Annotated in this window: 17 protein-coding genes; 5 read left to right on the top strand and 12 right to left on the bottom strand. The window is 45.7% G+C overall.

Annotated elements, in window-relative coordinates:
- The first annotated feature begins 19 nt into the window (after positions 1 to 19).
- Positions 20 to 2,281 carry a beta-L-arabinofuranosidase domain-containing protein gene (locus ACWXW9_RS20385; protein ID WP_494930895.1) on the top strand — a complete coding sequence of 754 codons (2,262 nt, stop codon included), beginning with the start codon at positions 20 to 22 and terminating at the stop codon, positions 2,279 to 2,281.
- A gap of 93 nt (positions 2,282 to 2,374) precedes the next feature.
- Here ACWXW9_RS20385 and ACWXW9_RS20380 read toward each other — a convergent pair whose 3' ends face one another.
- Together ACWXW9_RS20380 and ACWXW9_RS20375 are read right to left on the bottom strand one after the other, a co-directional pair.
- Positions 2,375 to 3,457: an RDD family protein gene (locus ACWXW9_RS20380; protein WP_494930894.1), complete on the bottom strand. Its 1,083-nt coding sequence runs from the start codon at positions 3,455 to 3,457 to the stop codon at positions 2,375 to 2,377.
- A 35-nt stretch (positions 3,458 to 3,492) separates the two neighbouring features.
- Positions 3,493 to 4,371 (bottom strand): LysR family transcriptional regulator, encoded by an 879-nt coding sequence (locus ACWXW9_RS20375; protein WP_494930893.1) that lies wholly within the window; start codon positions 4,369 to 4,371, stop codon positions 3,493 to 3,495.
- A gap of 135 nt (positions 4,372 to 4,506) precedes the next feature.
- On the opposite strand from ACWXW9_RS20375, the gene ACWXW9_RS20370 reads away from it, so the two are divergent.
- Positions 4,507 to 5,496, top strand: coding sequence for a zinc-binding dehydrogenase (locus ACWXW9_RS20370; RefSeq protein WP_494930892.1), 990 nt, complete (start codon positions 4,507 to 4,509; stop codon positions 5,494 to 5,496).
- A gap of 88 nt (positions 5,497 to 5,584) precedes the next feature.
- Here ACWXW9_RS20370 and ACWXW9_RS20365 read toward each other — a convergent pair whose 3' ends face one another.
- The 3 genes from ACWXW9_RS20365 to ACWXW9_RS20355 form a co-directional block, all read right to left on the bottom strand.
- A complete protein-coding gene (locus ACWXW9_RS20365) occupies positions 5,585 to 6,976 on the bottom strand; it encodes an MATE family efflux transporter (RefSeq protein ID WP_494930891.1) in 1,392 nt (463 codons plus the stop codon).
- Positions 6,977 to 7,254: 278 nt separating this feature from the next.
- The gene (locus tag ACWXW9_RS20360) at positions 7,255 to 8,622 is read right to left on the bottom strand and encodes a glycoside-pentoside-hexuronide (GPH):cation symporter (RefSeq protein WP_494930890.1); all 1,368 of its coding nucleotides are present in this window, start codon (positions 8,620 to 8,622) and stop codon (positions 7,255 to 7,257) included.
- 27 nt (positions 8,623 to 8,649) lie between these two features.
- Complete coding sequence (locus tag ACWXW9_RS20355) at positions 8,650 to 10,593, bottom strand: glycoside hydrolase family 127 protein (RefSeq protein ID WP_494930889.1); 1,944 nt, start codon at positions 10,591 to 10,593, stop codon at positions 8,650 to 8,652.
- 197 nt (positions 10,594 to 10,790) lie between these two features.
- On the opposite strand from ACWXW9_RS20355, the gene ACWXW9_RS20350 reads away from it, so the two are divergent.
- Both ACWXW9_RS20350 and ACWXW9_RS20345 read left to right on the top strand, forming a co-directional pair.
- A complete protein-coding gene (locus ACWXW9_RS20350) occupies positions 10,791 to 11,666 on the top strand; it encodes a helix-turn-helix transcriptional regulator (protein WP_494930888.1) in 876 nt (291 codons plus the stop codon).
- 113 nt (positions 11,667 to 11,779) lie between these two features.
- The gene (locus ACWXW9_RS20345; RefSeq protein ID WP_494930887.1) at positions 11,780 to 13,180 is read left to right on the top strand and encodes a phytase; all 1,401 of its coding nucleotides are present in this window, start codon (positions 11,780 to 11,782) and stop codon (positions 13,178 to 13,180) included.
- Between the two features lie 106 nt (positions 13,181 to 13,286).
- Here ACWXW9_RS20345 and ACWXW9_RS20340 read toward each other — a convergent pair whose 3' ends face one another.
- Positions 13,287 to 14,372 (bottom strand): DUF3626 domain-containing protein, encoded by a 1,086-nt coding sequence (locus ACWXW9_RS20340; protein WP_494930886.1) that lies wholly within the window; start codon positions 14,370 to 14,372, stop codon positions 13,287 to 13,289.
- Positions 14,373 to 14,592: 220 nt separating this feature from the next.
- Here ACWXW9_RS20340 and ACWXW9_RS20335 point away from each other — a divergent pair, with 220 nt between their 5' ends.
- Positions 14,593 to 14,958, top strand: a complete 366-nt coding sequence (locus ACWXW9_RS20335) for a cupin domain-containing protein (RefSeq protein ID WP_494930939.1) — start codon at positions 14,593 to 14,595, stop codon at positions 14,956 to 14,958.
- Positions 14,959 to 15,105: 147 nt separating this feature from the next.
- On the opposite strand, the gene ACWXW9_RS20330 is transcribed toward ACWXW9_RS20335, so the two are convergent.
- From ACWXW9_RS20330 to ACWXW9_RS20305, 6 genes are all read right to left on the bottom strand, one after another.
- On the bottom strand, positions 15,106 to 18,846 hold the full coding sequence (locus ACWXW9_RS20330) for an alpha-L-arabinofuranosidase family protein (protein WP_494930885.1): 3,741 nt from the start codon (positions 18,844 to 18,846) through the stop codon (positions 15,106 to 15,108).
- Positions 18,847 to 19,175: 329 nt separating this feature from the next.
- Positions 19,176 to 19,421: a VOC family protein gene (locus ACWXW9_RS20325; RefSeq protein WP_494930884.1), complete on the bottom strand. Its 246-nt coding sequence runs from the start codon at positions 19,419 to 19,421 to the stop codon at positions 19,176 to 19,178.
- Between the two features lie 90 nt (positions 19,422 to 19,511).
- Positions 19,512 to 20,498, bottom strand: coding sequence for an SPFH domain-containing protein (locus ACWXW9_RS20320; RefSeq protein WP_494930883.1), 987 nt, complete (start codon positions 20,496 to 20,498; stop codon positions 19,512 to 19,514).
- 19 nt (positions 20,499 to 20,517) lie between these two features.
- Positions 20,518 to 21,309, bottom strand: coding sequence for a TPM domain-containing protein (locus tag ACWXW9_RS20315; RefSeq protein WP_494930882.1), 792 nt, complete (start codon positions 21,307 to 21,309; stop codon positions 20,518 to 20,520).
- The gene (locus ACWXW9_RS20310; protein WP_494930881.1) at positions 21,309 to 22,340 is read right to left on the bottom strand and encodes a TFIIB-type zinc ribbon-containing protein; all 1,032 of its coding nucleotides are present in this window, start codon (positions 22,338 to 22,340) and stop codon (positions 21,309 to 21,311) included. The genes ACWXW9_RS20315 and ACWXW9_RS20310 overlap by 1 nt, the downstream gene beginning before the upstream one ends.
- A gap of 26 nt (positions 22,341 to 22,366) precedes the next feature.
- Positions 22,367 to 23,023, bottom strand: coding sequence for a PspA/IM30 family protein (locus ACWXW9_RS20305; RefSeq protein WP_494930938.1), 657 nt, complete (start codon positions 23,021 to 23,023; stop codon positions 22,367 to 22,369).
- Positions 23,024 to 23,096 lie beyond the last annotated feature (73 nt).

Below are 23,096 nucleotides of genomic sequence, written 5' to 3'. Positions count from 1 at the left end.
TAGCTAAGGAGCGATGATTTTGAAAGCAGAAGCTTTTGACTTGCATAACGTAAGCATTGATTCCGGCCCACTTTACCATGCTATGGAACTGAACGCGGCCTATCTGCTGAGTTTGGAACCCGATCGTTTATTATCACGCTTTCGTGAATATGCAGGACTGGAGCCCAAAGCGGCTCACTATGAAGGCTGGGAATCCCGCGGCATCAGTGGGCATACTCTCGGACACTATCTGTCGGGTTGCTCGCTGATGTTTGCCTCAACGGGTGACGAAAAGCTGCTTGAACGAGTACATTATGTCATCGACGAACTGGAAATATGTCAAAACAATCATGGAAACGGATACATTTCCGGTATTCCGCGTGGGAAAGAGCTTTTCGAGGAAGTGAAGGCTGGCGATATACGCTCGCAGGGCTTTGATCTGAACGGAGGCTGGGTGCCGCTATACACCATGCATAAGCTCTTCGCTGGTTTACGGGATGCCTATCTGCTCGCGCATCATCCCAAGGCTCTGGCGATGGAAATCAAACTCGGCAACTGGCTGGAGGATGTATTTCAAGGGCTGAACGACGATCAGGTGCAGCAGGTGCTTCATTGCGAATTTGGCGGTATGAACGAGGTGCTGACTGATCTGGCGGAGCATTCCGGGGAAGAGCGCTTCTTGAAGCTGGCGGAACGCTTTTATCATGGGGAAGTGCTGAACGATCTGGCAGTAAACCACGATACGCTGGCAGGACGACATGCCAATACCCAAATCCCCAAAATCATTGGCGCTGCACGGCAATATGAAATGACCGGAAAACCGCAATATGCGGATCTCTCCCGCTTTTTCTGGGATCGGGTTGTTCACAAGCATTCCTATGTCATTGGCGGCAATAGCTATAACGAGCATTTTGGGGAGCCGGGGAAGCTGAATGACCGCCTGGGCGAAGGCACCTGTGAGACCTGTAACACCTATAACATGCTGAAATTAACGAGGCATATGTTCGAATGGGACGCATATGCAGCGTACGCAGACTACTATGAACGGGCAATGTTCAATCATATTCTGGCTTCACAGCAGCCCGTCGATGGACGTGTATGCTACTTTGTATCGCTGGAAATGGGCGGGCACAAGTCCTTCAATTCTCAATATGAGGATTTTACATGCTGTGTCGGGTCCGGTATGGAAAGCCACTCCATGTACGGTACTGCAATCTACTTTCACACGCCAAAAACGATCTATGTCAATCAGTATGTCCCTTCTACCGTGACTTGGGATGAGATGGGCGTACAGCTCAAACAAGAAACTCTCTTTCCGCAAAATGGTCGGGGAACGCTGCGCGTCATCAGCAAGGAGTCAAAATTCTTCACAATCAAGCTGAGATGCCCGCATTGGGCGGAACAAGGTATGATCATCAAAATCAACGGGGAAGAGTTTGCCGCGGAGGCTTGCCCTACCAGCTATGTTGTAATCGAACGGGAATGGAACGATGGGGATACGGTCGAGTATGACATTCCCATGACGGTGAGAGTCGAGGAAATGCCGGATAATCCGCGCCGGATTGCTTTTATGTATGGGCCGCTTGTACTGGCTGGAGACCTTGGGCCCGTAGAACAGGAGTCCAATGAAGAGCATCTGCTTGCGTCTGTTCTGGTCGGAGCAACTGATTCGTTGACCTCGAAGCTGGTTCCTGACGGGAACAAGCCAAATATGTTCCGGATGAACGATTTAGGGTATGTCAGAGACTTGGAGCTTCGCCCATTTTATCAGATGTATGATCGTTCTTATACTGTTTACTGGGACCTCTTTTCCAAGGAAGAATGGACGTCCACAGAGGCGGAATACCGTACTGCGTTAGCCTATCAGTTGCAGCTCGAACAACTTACGGTGGATGTTGTGCAGCCTGCCGAAATGCAGCCTGAACGGGATCATGCCTTTGCAGGCGAACATGTGAGTCTGGGCTCTATCTATAACCGTAAATATCGTGATACCTGGCCTGGGGGCTGGTTTTCTTTTGTCATGAAGATTCTTCCGGATGAGCCGGTCCACTTAGCGGTGACTTATCTCAAGGATGCTGACCGCCCTCATCGTGACTTTGATATCATCGCAGATGGACAGATTTTAGAAGAAGGCAAGCTGGAGTCGGAGGAAATGAACAAATTTGGGACCTTCGTCTATGAGCTTCCTCTGTCCGTGACGGCTCAAAAGGATGAAGTTACAATCCAGTTTAAAGCCCATCCACAAGGCAAGGTTGCGAAGGTCGCGGGATTGCGGGTAATTCGACATTCTAATGCGGGATAAAATGACTTATATACAAGAAAAGCAGACGCTCTTGTGAGCCGTCTGCTTTTTCTGCTTACTGCGCGCTGTATAGCTTAACATCATAGGTAAAGCCTAATGTTTAACTTCACGAAAACTGTTTCTAATCTTGCGCAGCTCTTGCTGTGATCGACCATATCGGGAAGCGTACGTCCAAGCAAGCACTTGGTGATAATGCGAAGGAGTCTCTATCGTAGTCACGTTATACATAACTGGAGTACCTTCCACTTCTCCTTTTAGGGTAAATTCAATAGCAGGATAGCCGTTTACAACGATATTGGAAGCCTTCCCCGATTCAGGGGTTGTAAGCCCTGATTCTATATGGCCCTGAATGATCTGTTTATACTCTTGAAGAGTCATACTGCTGTCGAAATCGCTTTTCGGTTCAGACAATACAATCAAGTATCTTTCTGTAAATTCATTTTTAATGGAGATATCCGCATCCTCATTAATCGTATAATCCCGTGACCAGCTCCACGGAGCCGTAACTTCAAACTGATCATCCTTACTGACAAAAACGTCGGGCTTGGTTACTTGTGTGATGAGAGAAGAAATAAGGGATACAGCAAAGATGGCCGAAATGATCGTCATCAGAATGATTGCCCCGGTAAAAATTCCGGTTTTTTTTCTGCCCACTGTCCCCAAATCCCGTACCTTAACCACATATGTATTCGCAGCCATATCGCCAAGCCGCTGTTTTCTAGGTGTCACCAGCACACATAAACCCGCAGGCAGTCCCAGGAAAAACAGCGGATTCGTATCCACTAGCTGTATGAGGGTGCGGATCAAGGATTTAACCATGCCCGGCGGCCTTCCCTCTCCATTCACGACCTGAATACGAAGTACAAACTTGCCCAGCGTATAACCTGTAAGTCCTTCCAGTAAAAGATAATAGCAGAAGGAGCCGATCAGGAAGATACCCACAACCATAACGATATTGGGACTTTCGGCAGCAGCTATCTTTTTCGCTGCAAAATAAACCAGTCCTCCATATCCAAAAACGATAAGGATGAAGTCAATCATCCAGGCAGCCCATCTTCTGAAAAAAATAGAGGCTCCGTATGTTGCTGATAACACAGCCATCCTGTCCGGCTCGGGTCGAATATAGCTCCCATTGACTACATGCTCACCCGGTACTACGGTGGATGGATGTTTCATTAAATCATTTTCCTCCAAATCATACACCTCTAATGTCAAATTAAATCCTCATTCAGTATAGCGTCCCTTTTCATCCAGTGAAGCAAGCCTGACAGCGCACTGGAGCAAACGGAATCCCGCCGATGAACAAACCACACCTCCAATTTCCGATATTTTTCAGGCAGACGATGTGAAGCAATACTTCCCGTTTCCTCCGCCTTCGCAATTGAGGATTGTGGCAGCATGGACACTCCCAGACCAGAAGCTACACCACCCAGAATCACTTCCAATGTTCCAAATTCCATAATCTGATAGGCATTAATACCTGTTTCGCTCAAAAAACTTTCCGCTCTTGCCCGATGTGTGCAGCCCACGTCGAAAAACAGCATAGGCTTGGCAAGCAGCTCGCCCATGTTCTTGTTCCCAGATTCCGAGATAAGCACCAATTCCTCTTCATAGGCCGCAACATGGTCTATATGCGGATCATCGACAGGCCCATAGACGAAGGCCCCCTCTAATTCATAATTCAATACCTTTTGTACGAGATCATGCGTGCCGCCTGTCAAAAGGGATAGTTGGACATCCGGGTATTGTGAGTGGTATTCCGCTAATAATGAAGTCAAATGCGTGACCGCCGTTGTCTCAATCGAGCCCAATCGCAAAGGTCCCGTAGGATGGTCCGAATATTGAGTGGACTTTACAGCCTCGTCCAGCAAGGTCAGGATTGTATCCGCATAACCCAGCAGATTCTCTCCTGCCGGCGTTAGCGTCATTCCGCGATTAGATCGACGAAAAAGCGGTACGTTCAATTGTGCCTCAAGCTGCTGAATCCGGGAGGTCACATTGGACTGTACATAGTTCAAAACCTGCGCAGCCTTCGTGATACTGCCCTCGCGAGCGACAGCCTGAAATATTTTCAAATCACTGCTTTCCATATATACGTCACCTGCTTGGTATGATCATTTATGATACTCACGTTCGATTTTGTTCATTTTACCGGATGCTTATCGCTCTGTACAATTCAATATACATGCAAATGCATCTCAATTCGAACCACGGGAGGTTTTACAATGAAAGCCATGATACATGCCAGCAAAAAAAGCATTGAGGGCCTTATGTATAAAGAAGTTACGGACAGACAGCCGGGGCACGACGAAGTGAAGGTAAGGCTCCAAGCCGCAGGATTGAACCATCGAGATCTATTCCTCATGGCGGATCGAAGCGCCAACGATACTCCACTCATTCTCGGGTCGGATGGCGCAGGTGTGATCGAGGCTGTGGGTGATGGCGTCCCAATCTCGCTGGTAGGCACCGATGTAATCATTAATCCATGTATCGGATGGGAGCATACGCACCACATTCCCTTGGTTCCAGCCATTCTGGGCGGACCTTTAGACGGGACATTCGCTGAATCGGTCACCATCCCCGTACAAAATGCCGTCCGCAAGCCAGCTTACCTATCTTGGGACGAAGCAGGGGTGCTACCTTTGTCTGCTTTAACTGCTTACCGCGCTCTCTTTACCAGAGGCCAATTACAGCAGGGTGAGCATGTCCTCATTCCCGGCATTGGCGGCGGCGTGGCCACGTATGCCATGCTTATGGCTTTAGCGGCGGGCGCACGGGTCAGCGTCACATCACGTAGCGAAGCGAAAAGACAAGCTGCCCTCGCCCATGGCGCTAATCAAGCATTTGACAGCTATGGCGATTGGAAAGAAAGTGTGAAGGGAGACGCCGTGGATCTGATCCTTGACAGTATCGGCCCCGCTACGTTCGACAAATACCTGGAAATCCTCAAACCGAACGGTCGAATCGTTACATTTGGCGCAAGCTCAGGAGATCGAATAGAGATTCCGCTGCGGTCTATATTTTTCCCTCAAATCAGCATCATCGGCACCTCCATGGGCAGCGGCGAGGAATTCGCAGATATGCTTCAATTCATGGAGCGCCATGCACTCCATCCAATTATAGATAGCGTATTCCCTTTACAAGACACGGCACAAGCCTTCCACCGTATGCAGCAGGGAGCACAGTTAGGTAATATAGGGATCAGGATGAAGTAAGAGCCTGAACGAAGTACAGGAATAGAAAAAAATAATCCACTACCGTAATTGCCTTCATTGAGAATCAATTCTAAGGTAGTGGACCTATTCAGTCGATCAAACGATGCTGGACCCATTTGTTGCCACGGAAGCGCCAAAGGAAAACGATCCCCCGCACGCCCCATTCAATATCCATAGCCAGCCAGACACCAACAATCCCCAGATTGAACACAATGCCCAAAATATACCCAAGCACCACCCTGCACAACCACATGGACAGCATCGAGGTGAGGGACGTAAATTTCGAATCACCTGCTGCCCTAAGCGCAGAGGGTGTAATAAAGGCAATGGACCAAAGCGGGATCTGGGCCAACGTATTAATCAGTATGACAATGAAAATGTCATCTACGATTTCAGCAGGCGGATGAAACAGACCCACCATTGGCTTGAACAAAGGCATCAGGATTAATCCCATTACAATAAAAGAACAAGACGATAGCCAAATAAATGATTTGGTAAACTTGCGGGCATCCTCGACATTTCGACGACCCATACATTGACCAACTACAGTCACAATCGTAAGAGCCAAGGCATTCGCAGGAATTTGGAACACGTTAGCTAATGATGAGCAAATGGCATTCGTCGCCAACGCATTTGTTCCCAGGCTCACAATGAAAATTTGGGTTAAAATTTTACCCCCATTGAAAAACATCTGTTCCGCTGCAAAAGGAAGGCCGATGAACAGAATCTTTTTAAGCATGGCTAGATTAAAATAAAGCATATCTCTAAGCTGAACACGCAAGTCGTCATCTACCCTGACCAAATAGATCAACGCGCAGACTGCCCCTGCATATCTGGACACATTTACGGCAATCGTCATGCCCAGCACACCCATGTCCAATACATTAATGAATACTACATTTAAAAGAACGTACGAGAGGTTCATGATGAGAGAAAGAGCCAGCGATGCCCTCGTCTTCCCTATCCCCCTCAGCGCTCCACACACCGCCTCAACGATCGCAATCCCCACGAAAGACATACAGCTTCCCAGCAGATACACCTTACCGTTAGCTAATACATCAGCCGAGGCGGACCCAAACAGAATACTTAAGATCGGATTGTACAGCAAAATCATAAACAGACTGATAGCCAAAGCCAGCAAGGAAACGGAGGAAATGGTGCCGGATGCGGCTTTAGAGACCATAAGGTCGTTACCGCTCCCCTTGTACTGTGCCACGACAACCGTTCCCCCGGTAGACACAGCGACAAATACATTAATCAAGAAAATATTCAGGGAATCAATCATATTCACCGCGCTGACCGCCGCCATACCCGATGAGCTGATCATTGCCGTATTCACCAAATTAAGACCCACGATAAAAGCCTGATCAATCAGAAGCGGGATAAACAGAGCAATAATCTGTCGATAATCAATAGACGCTCCCGAAAAATGCCTATTCAGAAAGCCATGTGTTCTTATTCTTACACTCAGTTGACTCATATCATCACATTCTTTTTATCAAATTGAAAAAAACCCTTCAACAGAAGAGCTTTCATGGCGAAAAAATGTATAAAGTTGCAAGGCTAGATGTATCTAGTTCTTGATTCTGTACACTTTTCTCTACATAGAAGTATCACTCCAAAAGAAAATCCTGTCAATGGTTTTGCTCACATTTAAAAATAGAAAAAAACATAAAAACCTGCTCAGCTCAGTGAACAGGTTTTGAAGTAGCATTAATGTTTTACAATATGATTAAATCCTTGTTAAACGAATTAAAATTATCTTCTCGCAATTAAATCCTGTTGAATGGATACTTCATTCTTTTCGAATTTTTTATACAAAAACATAGGAATGATGCCGATCAGGAAGATGATAAACGGTAGCCAGATAAAGCTGAACTGAATTCCAGACAACGCAGTAGGGGTTTGAACTTTCCCAGCGATGTAACCGGTGCTGCCCATGATCCATGCTGGCAATAATCCGCCGATTCCGCTACCCGCTTTAATACAGAATGCGCTTCCAATGGAGGTCAGGAAGCCACTTGCCCGAATACCATTTTTCCATTCCCCGTAATCGACCGTATCTGATAACATTGCAAACGGCATAGAGCATGCAAAGCCTGATCCTAACGCACCAATAATCCAGCCGATAATAATGAGGGTTAAGTCCGTACTGCCCATTAAAATCACGACCTGACCCAGTGCAGCCAAAATCAATCCAATAATCATGATGCTGTTTTTACTTAATTTTCTGGCGAAAAACGGAATGAGAACCATCGAGATCAATTGTAATGAGGTTAGTCCGTTGATTAAAGGGACCAGGTCTTTGCTGTCCAGATTGTATTGCAGATAAAAGATAAGCGTGGCTGAACGGATATTCAAGCCAATCCAATAGCACAGGTTAGCAGCTACGACGAGCATCCAGGGCCAGTTTCGTTTGATGGCTGTAAAACTTTTAGCAATCGGAACAGATTTCGTTTTAACCCCTGCATTTTCTCGCAAATCAGCAAATGCTATCAAAAACATGATAATAGCCATGATTCCAAATAAAACGAGCGTTAAGGAAAAGCCTTTTTGATCATTTCCCTGCCCAAAGAAGGCGACTAAAGGCAACGTAAACGTCGTGGCTATGAAGAAGCCCACATTCCCCCCGACCATACGAAAGGAGTTCAATACGACACGCTCGTTAGAGTTCGTGCTCAGGTTAGGCAGAATGGACGTAATGGGCGTACTGATTCCTGTATACAGGATACCGGCTATGATATAAGTGATGGCTGCGTACGCAATCTTTCCAGACTCACTCCAGTTGGGTGTTGTGAACGTAAGAACCATGAACACCGCAAACGGGATACATAACCATAAAAAGTAAGGTCTACTCTGCCCGTATTTTGACTTGGTTCGGTCAATCAGGATGCCCCAGATCGGGGCATCAATGGCATCAATGAAGCGGGTGATAAATAGTAATGTCCCGGCAATCCCAATAGAAAGACCGAACACATCGGTATAAAAATACAATAGATAACTGGAAATGACACAGTATAAAAGATTGCCCGCTGTATCCGTTAATGAATAGCTGATTTTACGATGAAAAGGAACTGTACTGTCTGCTTTCTCGGGTGGTTCCGTACTCACAATTCTCGTGCTCATGATCTCTTCTCTCCCCATAAGAATGAATTATGATTCATAAACCCACACACGCATTTCCCCTTTATCCCGATTGCACCAGGCGTAGTAAGGAATAGCTGTGATTTGTTGAGAAACCAATTCAGGGGGCTCCGAGCTATATAATGCCGGTGAATTTTTCACCCGATACCCCTCCGTGGTCAGCTTTACAATGCCACCAAGCAGGTTTTCGCTAAACTCTTCTGTAATGAGACTGTCCTTGGGCAATCTTAGTCCAGCCAAGTTCTCCCCGTTATCCACTTCTTCCAGACAATACACGATTGGGCCGCGTTGGAGAGCAACTTGCTGCTGATTCATGGAGACAAGAGGATTGCTCCGAATCCGTTCAACGGGCATAGCCAAATGCAGAGTTACCACATCACCGTCATTCCAGGTGCGTTGAATTTCTACATAGCCTTTTTCCAGATGGTGTAATGAAATGGTTTCGCCATTCACCTTCACCTCTGCCTGCTTGCACCAACCCGGAATCCGAAGTGCCCATGTAAAGGAAGTCGGCTCTGCTGCATGAATCGAAAAGGTCAGGTCCGCATCCCATGGATAATGATGAGTCTGTGTAATTTCAACCTTTTGACCGGATAAAACCATGTTTACCTTGCTTGCAATATACAGGTGCGTATACAGAGTATCCTTGGTTTGGGTGTACATATTATCTTCGACCGAAGCGATCATGCGCGCTAAATTGGGCGGACAGCACGCACAGAAGAACCATTTTTGCCGTTCTGTTTTTACATGCTCCTGATCTTTTCTGGATTTTTGAAAAGGATTTACTTCCAGTGGGTTTACGTAGAAAAATCGTTTCCCATCCAGATCCATCCCACTAATTGTCCCATTGTACAGCGCACGCTCCAGCACATCGGCATATTTCCGGTCTGGCGCTAAGCGCAGCATACGATTGGCCCAGAAGGCCAGCCCTACAGAGGCACAGGTTTCGCAGTACATGCTGTCATTCGGGAGATCATGATTGCAAGTGAACGCTTCTGCATTTACAGAAGAGCCTATGCCGGCAGTAATGTACATTTTTCGGTTCGTGACATCGTCCCACAGGGTTTCACAGGCTTTTAAAAGGGAGGCATCTCCTGTTTTCGCAGCCAAATCTGCCATTGCAATATACAGATACACCGCTCTTACGGCATGACCGACGGCCTCTGTTTGTTTCCGAACAGGCTTGTGTGCCTGCTGGTATTCAAAGCCTAAGCCAAAATTAATGTTGTTATCATCATTCCAGGTGGGCTCTGTTTGAATTTGTTTTCTGTTCTCTCGTTCCTCTTCAAAATAAATCGGGTGCTGCCCCCGCTGTTCGATAAAATATTGTGCTAATTTTAAATACTTATCATTTTCAGTCACATCATATAGTTTGATCAAAGCCAGCTCAATTTCTTCATGCCCAGGGTAGCCTTTTCGTTTGCCCTCTTCCGTACCAAAAATCTGCTGGATCAGGTCCACGTATTTCTCCATAATGTGAAGAAACTTCGTTTTGCCTGTCGTTTCGTAATAGGCAACCGCCGCTTCTATAAAATGTCCCGCACAATATAGCTCATGGTTATCGCGTAAGTTGGTCCAACGATTGTTGGGCTCTTTCAGCAAATAATACGTATTCAAATATCCATCTTCAGCTTGAGCTCTTCCCAGCAGCGCAATCACTTCATCCGCCCGTTCTTCAAGTTCAGGGTTCGGATGATCCCTTAAACTAAAGGCCACCGTCTCCAGCCATTTGGCAATATCACTATCTTGGAAAACGGTTCCATAATACTCCCCGCTGGATTCACCAGCCGCAATTTTAAAGTTTTCAATCGCATGACTGGGTTCTGTATCTGGTAATTCATCATTTAATGCTTTCCACTGATAAGGAATGACCTCTTCCGCCACAACCTGCTTATACTTTTTCCAAAATGAATCCTCAACGACGACATGTTTTACTGGCTTTGCTGTTTTCATTGGATAAACATCCCTTCCTGAAAATAGAACGCTTTCATTTTTGAAAAAATAAGGATAAAGTAAAGATAAATACCCGGCCAAGCTAACCTGAGCTTCCCTTGCTACAGTCCTTATTTTATCAATCTGAATTTATAAAAAAAATCGCAATCCTTAACTAAAAGTTATACGATTTCACACACATAAAGGAGCTGACTTCCATGAGTAAAACCGACTTTTTGTCCTTCCTTGTCCCTCCATTGCCTTATTTCATTGAGGGGAATATTACTACATACCAAAAAGGGGATTGGCACCCGAATCGTTATAATCTGGGCTATTTTGACGTTATTATTGTCAAGGAAGGTCTGTTGCACATAGGCGAGGAGGATGAAGCGTGGAAGGTAACTGAAAATTACGCTCTCATTCTTGAGCCGGATAAACACCATTTTCCCATTGAGGCATGTACAGAACAAACCTCCTTTTACTGGTTCCACTTTCAAACCAATAGCACATGGTGCGCACAATCCTCGCCCGATCTTATTGTACCTAGCACCCCCATTCCCGAGCTGCATTTTCATTCAGAACATACGACCATTCATTTGCCCAAAATCCAAAAAGTGGTGAATCCGCATGAGCTATTTTCCAAGCTGGACTACTTGTTATCCTCTACTTTAAAACCTAGAAAGCTGGCATTATGGGAGGCCCAACAGACGTTTGTGAATATTTTTCAAAGTTTGGAGCATGATCAGAATAATAAAGACAGCTCCTCTAAGTTAGCGGAACAGATCGAAATTTACCTGAAACAGAATTACAAAAATACGATCACCAACAAAGACCTGGAGGCCCATTTTCACGTACATCAAAACTATCTCGCCAGATGCATGAAGACCGCTTTCCACCGTACGCCGCTTGAATATTTAATGGATTATCGTCTGGATCAAGGACGCAGTCTCCTGCTGCAAACCGACTGGTCCGTCCAACAAATCACAGAAGAAACAGGGTTCTCCCAAGCCAGCTATTTTTCCAAATGCTTTAAACAAAAATTCGGTATGTCCCCGAAAAACTATAGGCAACAATATTGGAAGCCGGCTCATTGAATCGAAAAATGTACAGGCATTACATCTCCTTTACATTTTTAACATACTCCCGTTATATTGCCCCTTTATACTAAGTCAGCTATAGATTTTACATCGTGAAAAGGGGTATACATATGAAGACAACTAAACTAGCCCTGTTGACAGTCTTGGCCGGGGCTTTGGTATCACCTGCTGAAATAACCAAGGCGGCAGACGTTCAGTCATCCGGGTATGCACCGCTGCGAACACAGGCGGAAAAAATGGGAGCGGTCATTACATGGGACAGTGACGACAAGTCTGCTGCGGTCAAGCTGAAAAACGGCATTGTCGGCACCTTTACCGTCGGTGAGAAGACCTATCGTCTGGCAGGCCAAACCGGAGAAGCAGATCGTGAAATCAAGATGGTCGGCGGGAATTTATATCTTCCGGCAAAGCTGCTTGCCACGCTTGAGACAGAAAACAGCAAATATGCTGATCCCAAAGACGCAGTTCCTACCTACAAGGTTACCCCTACTGCTGAGACAGAAGCAGTGGAGGATGGGGATGACGCGGCAGACGACCCTGCTATCTGGCTCAATCCGGCAGACCCGGAGAAAAGCAGACTTATAGCGACCAATAAAGGCGGCGGAATTTTGGTCTATGATCTGCAAGGCAAGCAATTACAAAACTATAAAGTCGGCAAAATGAACAACGTGGATATCCGTTACGGTTTTACACTGGGCGGCAAAAAGATTGATATTGCAGGAGCAACCAATCGCACCAACAACACCGTTGATATTTTTGCCATTGATGGAGTATCAGGAACGTTAACAAACGTGGTTGACCAGCCTATTAAATCATCTATGAAAGAAGTATACGGGTTCAGCCTGTACCATAGCCTCAAGACAGACAAGTTTTACGCGCTCGTTTTGGGCAAAGAGGGTGAATTTGAACAATATGAGCTGACGGACAACGGAAATGGCAAAATAGCTGGTAAGCTTGTCCGCCAGTTCAAGCTCGCTACGCAATCTGAAGGCATGGTCGCTGATGATGAATATGGCACGGTTTACATTGCTGAAGAGGATCACGCCATTTGGAAATATGATGCCGAGCCAGACGGTTCTTCCGAGCCGCTACGACGTGTGGATGTTGCAGACGGACGCAGACTTCAAGATGACATAGAGGGACTTACATTGTATTACGGCAAAGACGGCAAGGGGTATCTCATCGCTTCCAGCCAAGGAAACAGCAGCTATGCAATCTATGAACGACAAAGCGACAACGCTTATATAAGCAACTTTACGATCAACGCCAGCCCTACGGTGGACGGGACCTCTTTTACAGACGGTATTGATGTTCTTGGCTATGGTTTAGGCAAGGATTTCCCGCACGGTATCTTCGTTGTACAAGATGATGAAAATCTTCAAAACGGCAAAAAGCTGAATCAGAACTTTAAAATGGTGCCTTGGGAGCAAATCTCCAAAGGAGCACGCATCCCGCTAACAATAGACGATGGCATCAATCCGCGTGAATTGGTAAACAGAAGCACGCAGTAATGCCTGTCAGAAAGTTACATTCAACATCTGTTAAAAGAAAATAAAGTATTAGACTGGTAACCTCCTATTACGCTAACAGAATTGCTCCATCTTCATGGAAAATTGTTCACTTTTCCATTGGCTTTCCATATCTCACTAAAACATGCCAGAGTAATTTTAATTCTTGCAGAACTTCTTTGTAGGTTCCTCTATCGCTCCAATTACTTGGATTTCGTTTCAAGTCCATAGCTGCAGAGCCAATCATATTTACATCAATAAAATCACTTTGCGCAATTCTTTTGGCTAGTGAAGGCATCGAAGGACCTCTAAAATTCATAGGAACCTCATCAACCAAAAGCGTAAAGCCCATGTGCCAGTAAAGATCAACTGAATACTTTAAACATATCTGTTCTAAGATTCGTCCTGTATGGGTGCCCTTAAATGATGGATCGGCAACAAGTATCTTTACGTCTTCTTTAAGAAAAATGTCACCATGAACCTGAGCTTCGATATAGTGGTTAAGATTTCGGTTGGGCTCTTTGTCTGATGGATTTTGGAATGGTTTCTCCAGATTGACGAGCATATGGTCGATTAACTTTCGAACCGTCAGATTTCTTTCACCAATGGCAAAATCACTATAGAACGCATCCCTCATGAGAGCAGCCAAAATGAGGCCAAATTCCTCATACGTCCCCTTTTCCTTGGGGTCTTGGTGAGAATCCAAATAAGTATAAGTGCAACGATGAGAGACCTCAGGGGATAAAAGGAAATAGCATGATCCAAAACGTGGAGCAGGTCCATCGGGATGTAACATGACATTGAGTGCCCCATACTTGGGCCGTTCGCTATTGGTTGAGCCATTTATTTGGTACGCTCCGCCAAACATTTTATTCTCCCAAACGTCACGTTCACCACCTGAAAATGCTGATACACTTCCATTCGATAGGAAAGTCTCAAACTGGCTTTTATAAATTCCCTGCTCAAGTAGTGCTTCAGCAACACTTTTCATGGTCGGATCTAATCGATCTGGGTGAAAGTGTAGCGCAATACTTGCATGAGATTTTAGTTTAGTGATAGCATCTTCAAATGTCTTCAGCTCGATGCTGGACATTTGAAGGATTTCCCTAATTGTTTGCTCCACCTCATTTTTGCGGCTTCTTGCGTAATTTGTTATATACTCTTGAGCTAATTGCTGAGACCTCGATAATTCCATGGGCAGAAGAGTCCCTTCCCTTTTTATAGAATCATAATACATGATGGACAGTAAGGGAAATTGCAGATAGAGTTATTAATTTAACGGGGAACGTTAGTTCAATAAAACAGCGACAGTCCAGGACTTTATTTTCTTCTGACAACATTCTGACTGCATTATCTTCATAATACCTAAACCTCGTTAATGGTATAATGGAGGTAAAAGAATCGGAGGGAATAGTATCCATTACCAAGCTATTAACCTGAATGAGAAATTATCTAAGTTCAACGATCATTGGTCTCCGAAAGTTATTGGCGAAATGAATGACTATCAATTTAAGCTCGTCAAGATTGTTGGGGATTTTGTATGGCACGATCATCAAGATACCGACGAGGTGTTTATGGTGCTCGAAGGGGAGATGTTCATTGATTTCCGCGATGGTCAGGTGAAAATCTCCCAGGGCGAGATGTTTATTGTCCCAAGGGGAGTCGAGCACAAGCCTTTCGCCGAAAAGGAATGCCATATCATGCTGGTGGAGCCTAGAGGTGTAGTTAACACTGGCGGGACTGAGTCCGAATTAACAGCAGCCAATGATATTTGGATATAGCGTCTGTTAGAATAATGAACTCGTTCGATTACATCGTTAAAACCACGGGGGTCTAGGACTTTTTTAACACTAGTTTCACCCAAAGAAAACCCGCTCAGTGAGCGGGTTTTTCAAATTTTCTACACATGATTACGTGCCTCAGTTTGCCTACGCCTTAAGATCCAGCACCAGTACATTCACCGAATTAGCAGGTAATTGCAGAAGGATCGCGTTATTACTGAGCGAAACCTGCTGCTCAGTAGGCACAACCTTCTCATTATTCTTTTTATTCACGTTTGGCACATGAACAAGCGAGGAATCGTCGGTTAGTGTAATCAGCTTGGCGCTGGACTCCACACTCAATTCCTGAAGGTTCAGTTGCGTCGTTTTATCCACGTTGTCGGCATTCACAAGCTTCACATATACATGCTCAGCATCCTTGGTCACCGAGTTGAACACGTCTTTGTTGTAAGCTTCCAGCTTGTAGTCTAGCACTTTGCTGCTTGTCACTCCGTCAGTGTAAGAGCAGATCAGGCTGTTGCCGGTTTCACCGCCGTAATTCACCGTGATGGTGTAATCCGTGTTGTCAGCAAGCTCTTCATAGGTGGCCGCTCTCAGGTTGCCTGCCGCAGTACTGGAAGAGTAGTCACCTAAGGTATAGCCTTCCACCCCTTGCTTGTAAACCTTCACGCCCGTTGCCTTGCCGCCATAGCCAATGGCATATTCGACCACGTCCTTTTTCTCTGCGGAAATATCCGTAAGACCTGCACCCACATAAAAACCGTCCGTGCCAGAAATGCGTGAAGCCACAACCTCCACCTTATAATTCGTCCATTGGTCGTCCAAAATGTACAGGCCGTTCAGACCGCTGGCTTGAGCTTGGAGGACAAGCCCCTTGCCTGCCTCCACCGTAGATCCCACGGAGCCCGGAATGACCTGCCAAGCCGGATTCAACTCCTGGGAAAAGTCCTGATCCAGCAGCACGCAGCCGTCCTTGTTGGAAGTGACAGTCACACGCTTGACAATCACTTCGGCGTTGCCTGTCGCGATCTCAATTCCACCCTGAGGAATGAGGTCTATCGGCTTGCCGTTTTTGTAAGTGGAAAAAGAGGTCGCCAATACTTTATTACCTAAATATTTAGCATACATTTGCTGTACATAGTAGTTCGGCGTAAACCACACCGTTTCGTCATCGAACCAGATGCAGTCCGGGGTCCATCTATAGGTTCCGTCCGTCAGCACCTTGTTGAACAGCGGCGCATAGGCAGCCAACAGAACGACATCGGCGTTATTTTCGAAGCCCGTCATCACCGCTGCCTCTGCTACTGCGCCTGCCAATGTATTTTTATCCGTGGATGCATACTCACCCACGAACACCTTGGACGTTTCCTTCCAGTCTATGCTGCCGTCTGCGTTATACGCTCTATAGTAATAGTTATATCGGTCCGCGTTATTAAGCAGATACTCGTTGGAACGGTAGTAGTGCTCATCTGCAATGGTGTCCATGTAATTTTTTTGCTTCTCATACCATGTCACGGTTTCTTCGGTCACTTGGGCACCATCTGCAAAAGCGACCTTAGCTGAACCGGTTATATTACCACTCAGGAACTTCCAGCCCTGCTGATATGCATCGTCATCTGCTTGAGCGCCAACCGTGGAGATGATATGCAGCTCATAGCCTGGATAGTTTTCCTCCATATACGCATCAATAGACGTTTTGAACACTTCAAAGTTGGCAAAGAATTCTGTACCCCAGTTTTCGTTCCCTACTCCCAAATAATGCAGATCGAACGGCGCTTCGTGGCCCATTTTTTTACGCATGGCAGCCCATTCATTGTGCTCAAAATCCACGCTAATCGCAAAGTCGATCAGGTCCGTAAAGTTCTTGATATAGTACTCTCTTAGTGCGCCACCTGCCGGATGAGCGTAATCGGAACGAGCTTGGCAGAGAACGCCGCAGGCCATAACGGGAAGCGGAGCCGCATTCAGGTCTTCGGCCAACTGGAAATACTCCATATAGCCAAGGCCCATGGTCATCATATAGCCCCATACATTAAAGTTTTCCTTGCGCAGCTCAATATCGCCAATAGATTCCTTCCAGTCGTATACATTTTCCCATATAAACGAACCCTCAGAGATACAACCGCCCGGAAAACGCAGGAACTTCGGATGCATATCGACCAGCGCGTTCACCAGATCTTTTCTCAGTCTATAGTTGGGATTCCCTTGGAAGTTGGCGTGTGCCGATGGGGATCGGGCTTCCTCCCCTGCACCCCACACATCCTGTGGAAACAAGGAAACCATATCCATTGAAATCTCACCGTCAAATGTCATCACCAGTTGCCCCAGAACCGTAGCCGATCCTGTCAGCACAAGCCTGGAATCTATGCCGTACTTCTTCCACGTGTTCCCGCCTTCCACCTGTACATTTACCGAATCACTAATCCCCTTCTCATTCGCATCTTGCAGTTGTAACGTGATCGTGCCTGCCGACTCGGCCTTCGCCCAGATGGTGAAATCATACTTGTCACCCGCTTGGATAGACATGGCGCAATTCTGGTTAGAATCCGAAAAGCCCTTATTCCGAATAGTCGCACCATCCGCTACCGTCACATAATAAGAGTTCACATCTTTGTCTTTAGCACCTAAAAATTCATTTAATCCGCCGCTATTTTGCGGAGTCATCTTGTCCGTATCACCAGACCAGGCAAACAAAGGGTTACGGTTACGCCCCGTAGAGCAGCCGCATTCACCGGAAGCATGGGAATAGGTATCAAACACGAAGGACTCGAAGGAACGATTCTGAACAAGCTCCGCATAAATTCCGCCATCCGCTGCATTATTGATATCTTCGTAGAACAAGCCGTACATCACTTCACTGATATCCATGACTTCCCTATTTCCATGAATGGTCAAAGTGTAAGGAGGTAGCTGTTCCGGCAGGACGGATACTTCAAAACTTTTTTCAATACAGCTTGGGCCCTTCGTCAAGAAGGCTGTCACGGTTACCCCCTGTGAGGAGGTAATTGTCTGGACCTGACCGTTGTCAGAGAGTATCTCAGGGTGGCTGGATTTCCAGGTCACTTCTACTCTACCGCCCATGAGGACCGTTGGCAGGGACAAGTCCTTGGTTACAATCGTCGTTGGGAAGGACAAATACTTATCGCGAGCAAGCTTCACAATCTCTTCGTCCGTCAACGATTCGCACATGACCTCAATGACTTCGTCCGCTGACAAGCCTGCTTTATAAATGCGGAAGTCCGATAGTGAGCCGGAAAAGTCCACATCCGCCGCATGCTGGGAACGACCGATAAAATTGTTACTGTAGTTGGATGAGTCCGTAAATGTTTCAAACCATTTGCGCAGCTTGGCGTAGTTGCCGCTGGAGGTTTGACTGATGGAGCCGTCCGCTACGACTTCGCCGTTCACATACACAAGCGGACCCGCACTGCTTAATGTGCCGCCTTTTGTGCCGATCACGGACATGGCTATGTGCATCCACTCATCCCGGACAAAACCTCTCCCCGGATCTACAGACAGATCTGCCTCGGCGAAAAGAGTCCCGCGCAGATTCCGTGTCATGAACATGTAGGGCCCTGTATGGGCTTTGCCAAAGTCAAAAACACGTTCCCACATATCCGTGAATCTACCGAAGTTAACCCAAGCAGTCACCGTGACACCCGTGTTATCGCTTACATCTTTAAGCAAATTGGAAGGAAGCTGTATATACGATGTACCATTTGGACCTCCCGCAAGCATCAAAGCCGCTCTGCCGCTAGCATTGGAGATTGTTGGTGCTATCGTGCCGGAAGCAACCCCGTCATTACCTTGCCCTGAGCTATCCTTGCCTACGTTCCCAGCATCATCAAAATTGTACTGCGCAATGATTTGATCTTGGAATTTGGTCATCTTCGTTGCTCCTATACATATATTTTGTTAATGTAATAACTAATTAATTAATATAAATATATACTATATAGCTATAGTACCTTATCTTGTGCACATTTTTCAATCCTTTATAGTGACAAAAAAACCGCTCAGTGAGCGGTTTTTCAGATAGACCAATCCTTGTAAAGGTAAATTTTTCGCTCAATTAGATGAACTGCTTTCTTTAATACCAAAGCCAATCCACCGACCTTCTACATCCTCAATAACAAATTCTTTATTGTTATAGTCTGTATTCGACAAAGAGCGTACAATTTCTACCCCGGCAGCCTCAAATTCTTGTTTTAGCTGTTCTAGTTGCTTGGTAATAAAGTAGGCATCATACCATAGCCATATAATTCTCTATTGGGAACAACTTTTTGCCCCAAAGATTTAGTCAATATAATTTCCGTATCATCACGATACAAACAAATATGTGGCTCTTCTGCTTCCATATATGACACAGCTCTAAAGCCTAAATATCGGCTGTAAAACTTAGATGTTTTCTCAATATCATTCGTCGGGAATATGCTATGGGACTGCAAAAGTCTTTTACCCACGATATATTCACTCCTTGGGATTATCCACTTATTCAGTATTAAATAAATTTAATTCCGCTCGTAAATAAACCGACCTCATGGGTTACACGTTCAGAGTTTCTGACCACAATTCGGACAGAAGTTAGCTCCTTCGTTTTTCACACCGCAGTTAGGACAGAAATTGGGCTTTTTATGGTCTCCAGAAGGAGAAGGAGCGGCAGATTCGGGTTGAAGCTCGGCCGGAGGATTTTGGTTAGAATTCAAATTTTTCATCATTTCATTTGCTATATTCATCCCCATCATCATACTCGCCATGTCCGAAGCAGCGCCGCCGCCTTTTACGTTGCCAGATGCAATACCGTCCGTCATCGTGACCTGTTGATACTTTTGCAAATTACCGATCATTTCATGAGAAGCCGTCTTCGTAATCATATCCTGAATTTCTTGAGGATAATTGAAGCTCATCACGTGAAAGCCTGTAATCGTCATCCCGTTGTCCATCACTTGCATATCCAGATCTTCTTGAATGCCTTTGGAAATATCGGAAGCATTCGCTTGCAGATTGAACATGTCCTTCCCTTCTCTGCTGATCCACTTCATTAACAACTGATCCAGCACAGAAGTAATCCGGATTTTAACATCCTCTACCAGATAGCTGTCTTTCATCCCGGCAACCTTATCTATGAGCGTAACATAATCGTCCACCTTAAAATTAAACGTGCCGTTGGCACGAATGGGCATACCCCCCGGAAGCTGGGGAGTCGGGATCAAAACCGGATTTTGCGTCCCCCATTTCACGGTAAACTCCTTCGTATTGACGAATAAAACTTCCACCCTCATACCACTGTTAAAGCCGAATTTAAACCCTTTTAACGTGGACAGAAACGGGATAATCTCAGAATCTATATTGTAAGATCCTTCATTCTCGAAAATCCCTTCGATCTTACCGTTATTTACGAAAATCGCGTCTTGACCGGAGCGGATCATTAACTTGCTTCCTTTCTTAATCTCCCGATTGCTCCATTTCCAAAAAATCATATCATCTCTAAATTCTTCCCACTCTACAACATTCGCAAATTGGTTTCTAAAGAACGACATTCAATTCCCATCCCCTCAGTTAAAATGAACCTCTGCTGCCGCTATGCGAATGACCGCCACTGGTGGTTCCTCCCCCGCCTGAACCGCTGCTACTGCTACTCTTTTCGATCTTCCGTTTCGTTGTTGTTGTGTGGAGGTATTGATCCCGATGAGCCAAAATCCCTGAAGTGCTTGCATCCTCGTAGGTCTGGCGATTGACCGTAACTCGGCCGCCGGAATTGGAAACCATCTTACCCACGATAATCCCCGCCAATACCAGTGAAACCACCAATTGAAACGCAATACTATAAAATATACTGTCCGGGTTCACCCCTGGTCGGATTCCCAAATACCTGTGCGCACTTAAAATATATTTTTGGAATGCAAGCTCATAGTTACCGCTCGTCAGATACGGGCTAATCTCGTCACGTATTTTATCCAGTCTGTCGTCATCCAGATACCTTTCCGCTTTGTAAAATCCGGCCAAATAAATCTCTCTATTTCTCATATCCATCGTTAAAATAACCGCATTTCCATGAGACCTGTCATATCCAGGCCCATGATCATCATAAAAATCCTGCGTCATTTTCATAACATCCATATTGTCGGAATTGCTGGAGGTAAAAATAATAATGTCCGTTTCTCTTTCGGCCCCGTATTGATTAGCCATCGTGTTCAGTTCATCATACTCTTCCTGATTAAGCAGACCCGCTTCATCATAAATCAAGGACTTCCATTCCGTTGTAGCCGCCTCGGCCTTCATTTCCACAGGAACGGCTAGAAAAGCAGTGAAGAAAAACAAGATTGCCAGGATCAGTCCAACCCTTTTCATTAAAACATCCCCCCCATGATCACCCAAGTGATTAGCTTCAATGAAAGGAAAGAGACACCGAAAATGCCTGCAAACCATGCAGTCGCTTTGACCTTGCTAATCGGAGGCTTGCCAACTACCTTGCCCGTCTGACCGTTCATGGCAAACGTATGCTCCAACCTATTATAGTCATAGTGTATTACCCATACCGGGAGCAGGACATAGTCGGCATTTTTTCGTGTTGTGTCTATTTGCTTATCCGTATAGTCCACAGCAGTATATTCTGACACCGAAGACTGAATATAAGCATCAATATATTCCTTCACTTTTTCTTTCACTCGCGGGAAGAGCTCCTCGTCGTTATAACTGTATTTCTCCGCAATGTAGCCGGCGAGATACGGAGTTTTAAAGCTTTTTAGCTGATCGTAAGGAAAAGGCTCCAATTTATCCATCAGCTCGTCGTTCATTTTCTCCGCGGCATCAATCGGAACCTTCACGTAATTCAGACGAATTTTCCGGTATACATCAAAATGCTGCGTTTCCGTATACTCGTAGTCCCCGCTTGTATAGGTTCTCACTTTTTTGCCCTGACCCTGAACCTCAATTTTATTATGTAATTCATATAACCAAAAAGGCACATACATCCCGGTGATTCCCTTGATTCGATCTGCTGTCATGAACCGATTCGGCGTCAGACGGCCATTCTTGCACCATTTTCGGAAAGCTTGCATAGCTTCTTCCTTACTGATCGAAAAAGGAATGACCTGCGCCGGGGCCAGCTCCCCTGTCAGTCGTTCGCCAAGCACAACCGCTGATCCGCAAAAGCTGCAAACCGTCGCACTTGTCTCTACTTCGGTCATAATAACTGCTCCGCAACTGTTACAATGGTACTCCTGAGCCTCGTCTTCTGAAAAAACGCGATTCGCCAGAGGATCTGGAAAATACTCAATATTGTCCTTTCTTCCGCAACTATGACAGGATAACATTCCTGTTTCACTGTCAAAGACCATGCCACTGCCGCAGTTTGGGCATTTGTATTCGATAACCGGCATCTGCTCACCTCTATCATAAAGAACTGTTATTTCCGATCTTTCAGTTTTTCTTTGATCGCAGCCAATTCATCTTCTGCGTTCGTGCTTTTCTCATATTGTGCGAATAAATCATCCAGATCGTCCTGCGTCCCTGCTCTAAGCTCGGCTATAGCCATTGCTTCATCATATGCCCTGTTAACCTTCTCTTCCATAGCTTCGAATACGGAATCCTGGCCGCCCATGGCGTTCAATGATTGCTGTACTTTGGCAACCGCCATTTTCCCTTTTAGCTTGATGCGCCGTGCTTCCAATTGGTTCATATCGGACACCAGTTTATTCTGCATTTGTTTCATATTTTCGGCGTTTGATGAAGCCAAGTCATAAGCGGTTTCAAATTGTCCCCGTTTCTCCACCTGCGTTGCCTTTCTCTCCAGAAACTTTCGAGCGTTCTCGTCATTGCCAGCTTCCACTGCCTTCATAGCATAATTCTGAAGCTTTTTGATCTCGGCTCTGCATTCATCCAAAGCTCTTTTCGCTCTTCGCTCATCCGCCAACACTGAAGCTGTCTCCGCCTTCACCCTGCCCAGGTCGATGTTCAGGTTCCGCATATAATCATCAATCGTCTTCTCCGGATCCTCCACCTTATCCAATAAGGCGTTAACATTCATTTTCATAATATCCCTAAATCTCGACAGAATCCCCATCATGGTCTCCCTTCGAAAAGACTGCATTCCTACCATATAATACATCAAATTCGGAAAAAAGGGTTCATTTCCC

It is taken from the genome of Paenibacillus sp. LT-B23 (assembly GCF_059417685.1).
This window is presented reverse-complemented; position numbering and strand designations above follow the sequence as displayed.

What these genes read in the sequence shown, in the direction of transcription:
- ACWXW9_RS20380 (WP_494930894.1), bottom strand. Translation starts at nt 3,457, where the DNA reads ATGAAACATCCATCCACCGTAGTACCGGGTGAGCATGTAGTCAATGGG.
- ACWXW9_RS20375 (WP_494930893.1), bottom strand. Translation starts at nt 4,371, where the DNA reads ATGGAAAGCAGTGATTTGAAAATATTTCAGGCTGTCGCTCGCGAGGGC.
- ACWXW9_RS20370 (WP_494930892.1), top strand. Translation starts at nt 4,507, where the DNA reads ATGAAAGCCATGATACATGCCAGCAAAAAAAGCATTGAGGGCCTTATG.
- ACWXW9_RS20365 (WP_494930891.1), bottom strand. Translation starts at nt 6,976, where the DNA reads ATGAGTCAACTGAGTGTAAGAATAAGAACACATGGCTTTCTGAATAGG.
- ACWXW9_RS20360 (WP_494930890.1), bottom strand. Translation starts at nt 8,622, where the DNA reads ATGAGCACGAGAATTGTGAGTACGGAACCACCCGAGAAAGCAGACAGT.
- ACWXW9_RS20355 (WP_494930889.1), bottom strand. Translation starts at nt 10,593, where the DNA reads ATGAAAACAGCAAAGCCAGTAAAACATGTCGTCGTTGAGGATTCATTT.
- ACWXW9_RS20350 (WP_494930888.1), top strand. Translation starts at nt 10,791, where the DNA reads ATGAGTAAAACCGACTTTTTGTCCTTCCTTGTCCCTCCATTGCCTTAT.
- ACWXW9_RS20345 (WP_494930887.1), top strand. Translation starts at nt 11,780, where the DNA reads ATGAAGACAACTAAACTAGCCCTGTTGACAGTCTTGGCCGGGGCTTTG.
- ACWXW9_RS20340 (WP_494930886.1), bottom strand. Translation starts at nt 14,372, where the DNA reads ATGGAATTATCGAGGTCTCAGCAATTAGCTCAAGAGTATATAACAAAT.
- ACWXW9_RS20330 (WP_494930885.1), bottom strand. Translation starts at nt 18,846, where the DNA reads ATGACCAAATTCCAAGATCAAATCATTGCGCAGTACAATTTTGATGAT.
- ACWXW9_RS20320 (WP_494930883.1), bottom strand. Translation starts at nt 20,498, where the DNA reads ATGTCGTTCTTTAGAAACCAATTTGCGAATGTTGTAGAGTGGGAAGAA.
- ACWXW9_RS20315 (WP_494930882.1), bottom strand. Translation starts at nt 21,309, where the DNA reads ATGAAAAGGGTTGGACTGATCCTGGCAATCTTGTTTTTCTTCACTGCT.
- ACWXW9_RS20310 (WP_494930881.1), bottom strand. Translation starts at nt 22,340, where the DNA reads ATGCCGGTTATCGAATACAAATGCCCAAACTGCGGCAGTGGCATGGTC.
- ACWXW9_RS20305 (WP_494930938.1), bottom strand. Translation starts at nt 23,023, where the DNA reads ATGGGGATTCTGTCGAGATTTAGGGATATTATGAAAATGAATGTTAAC.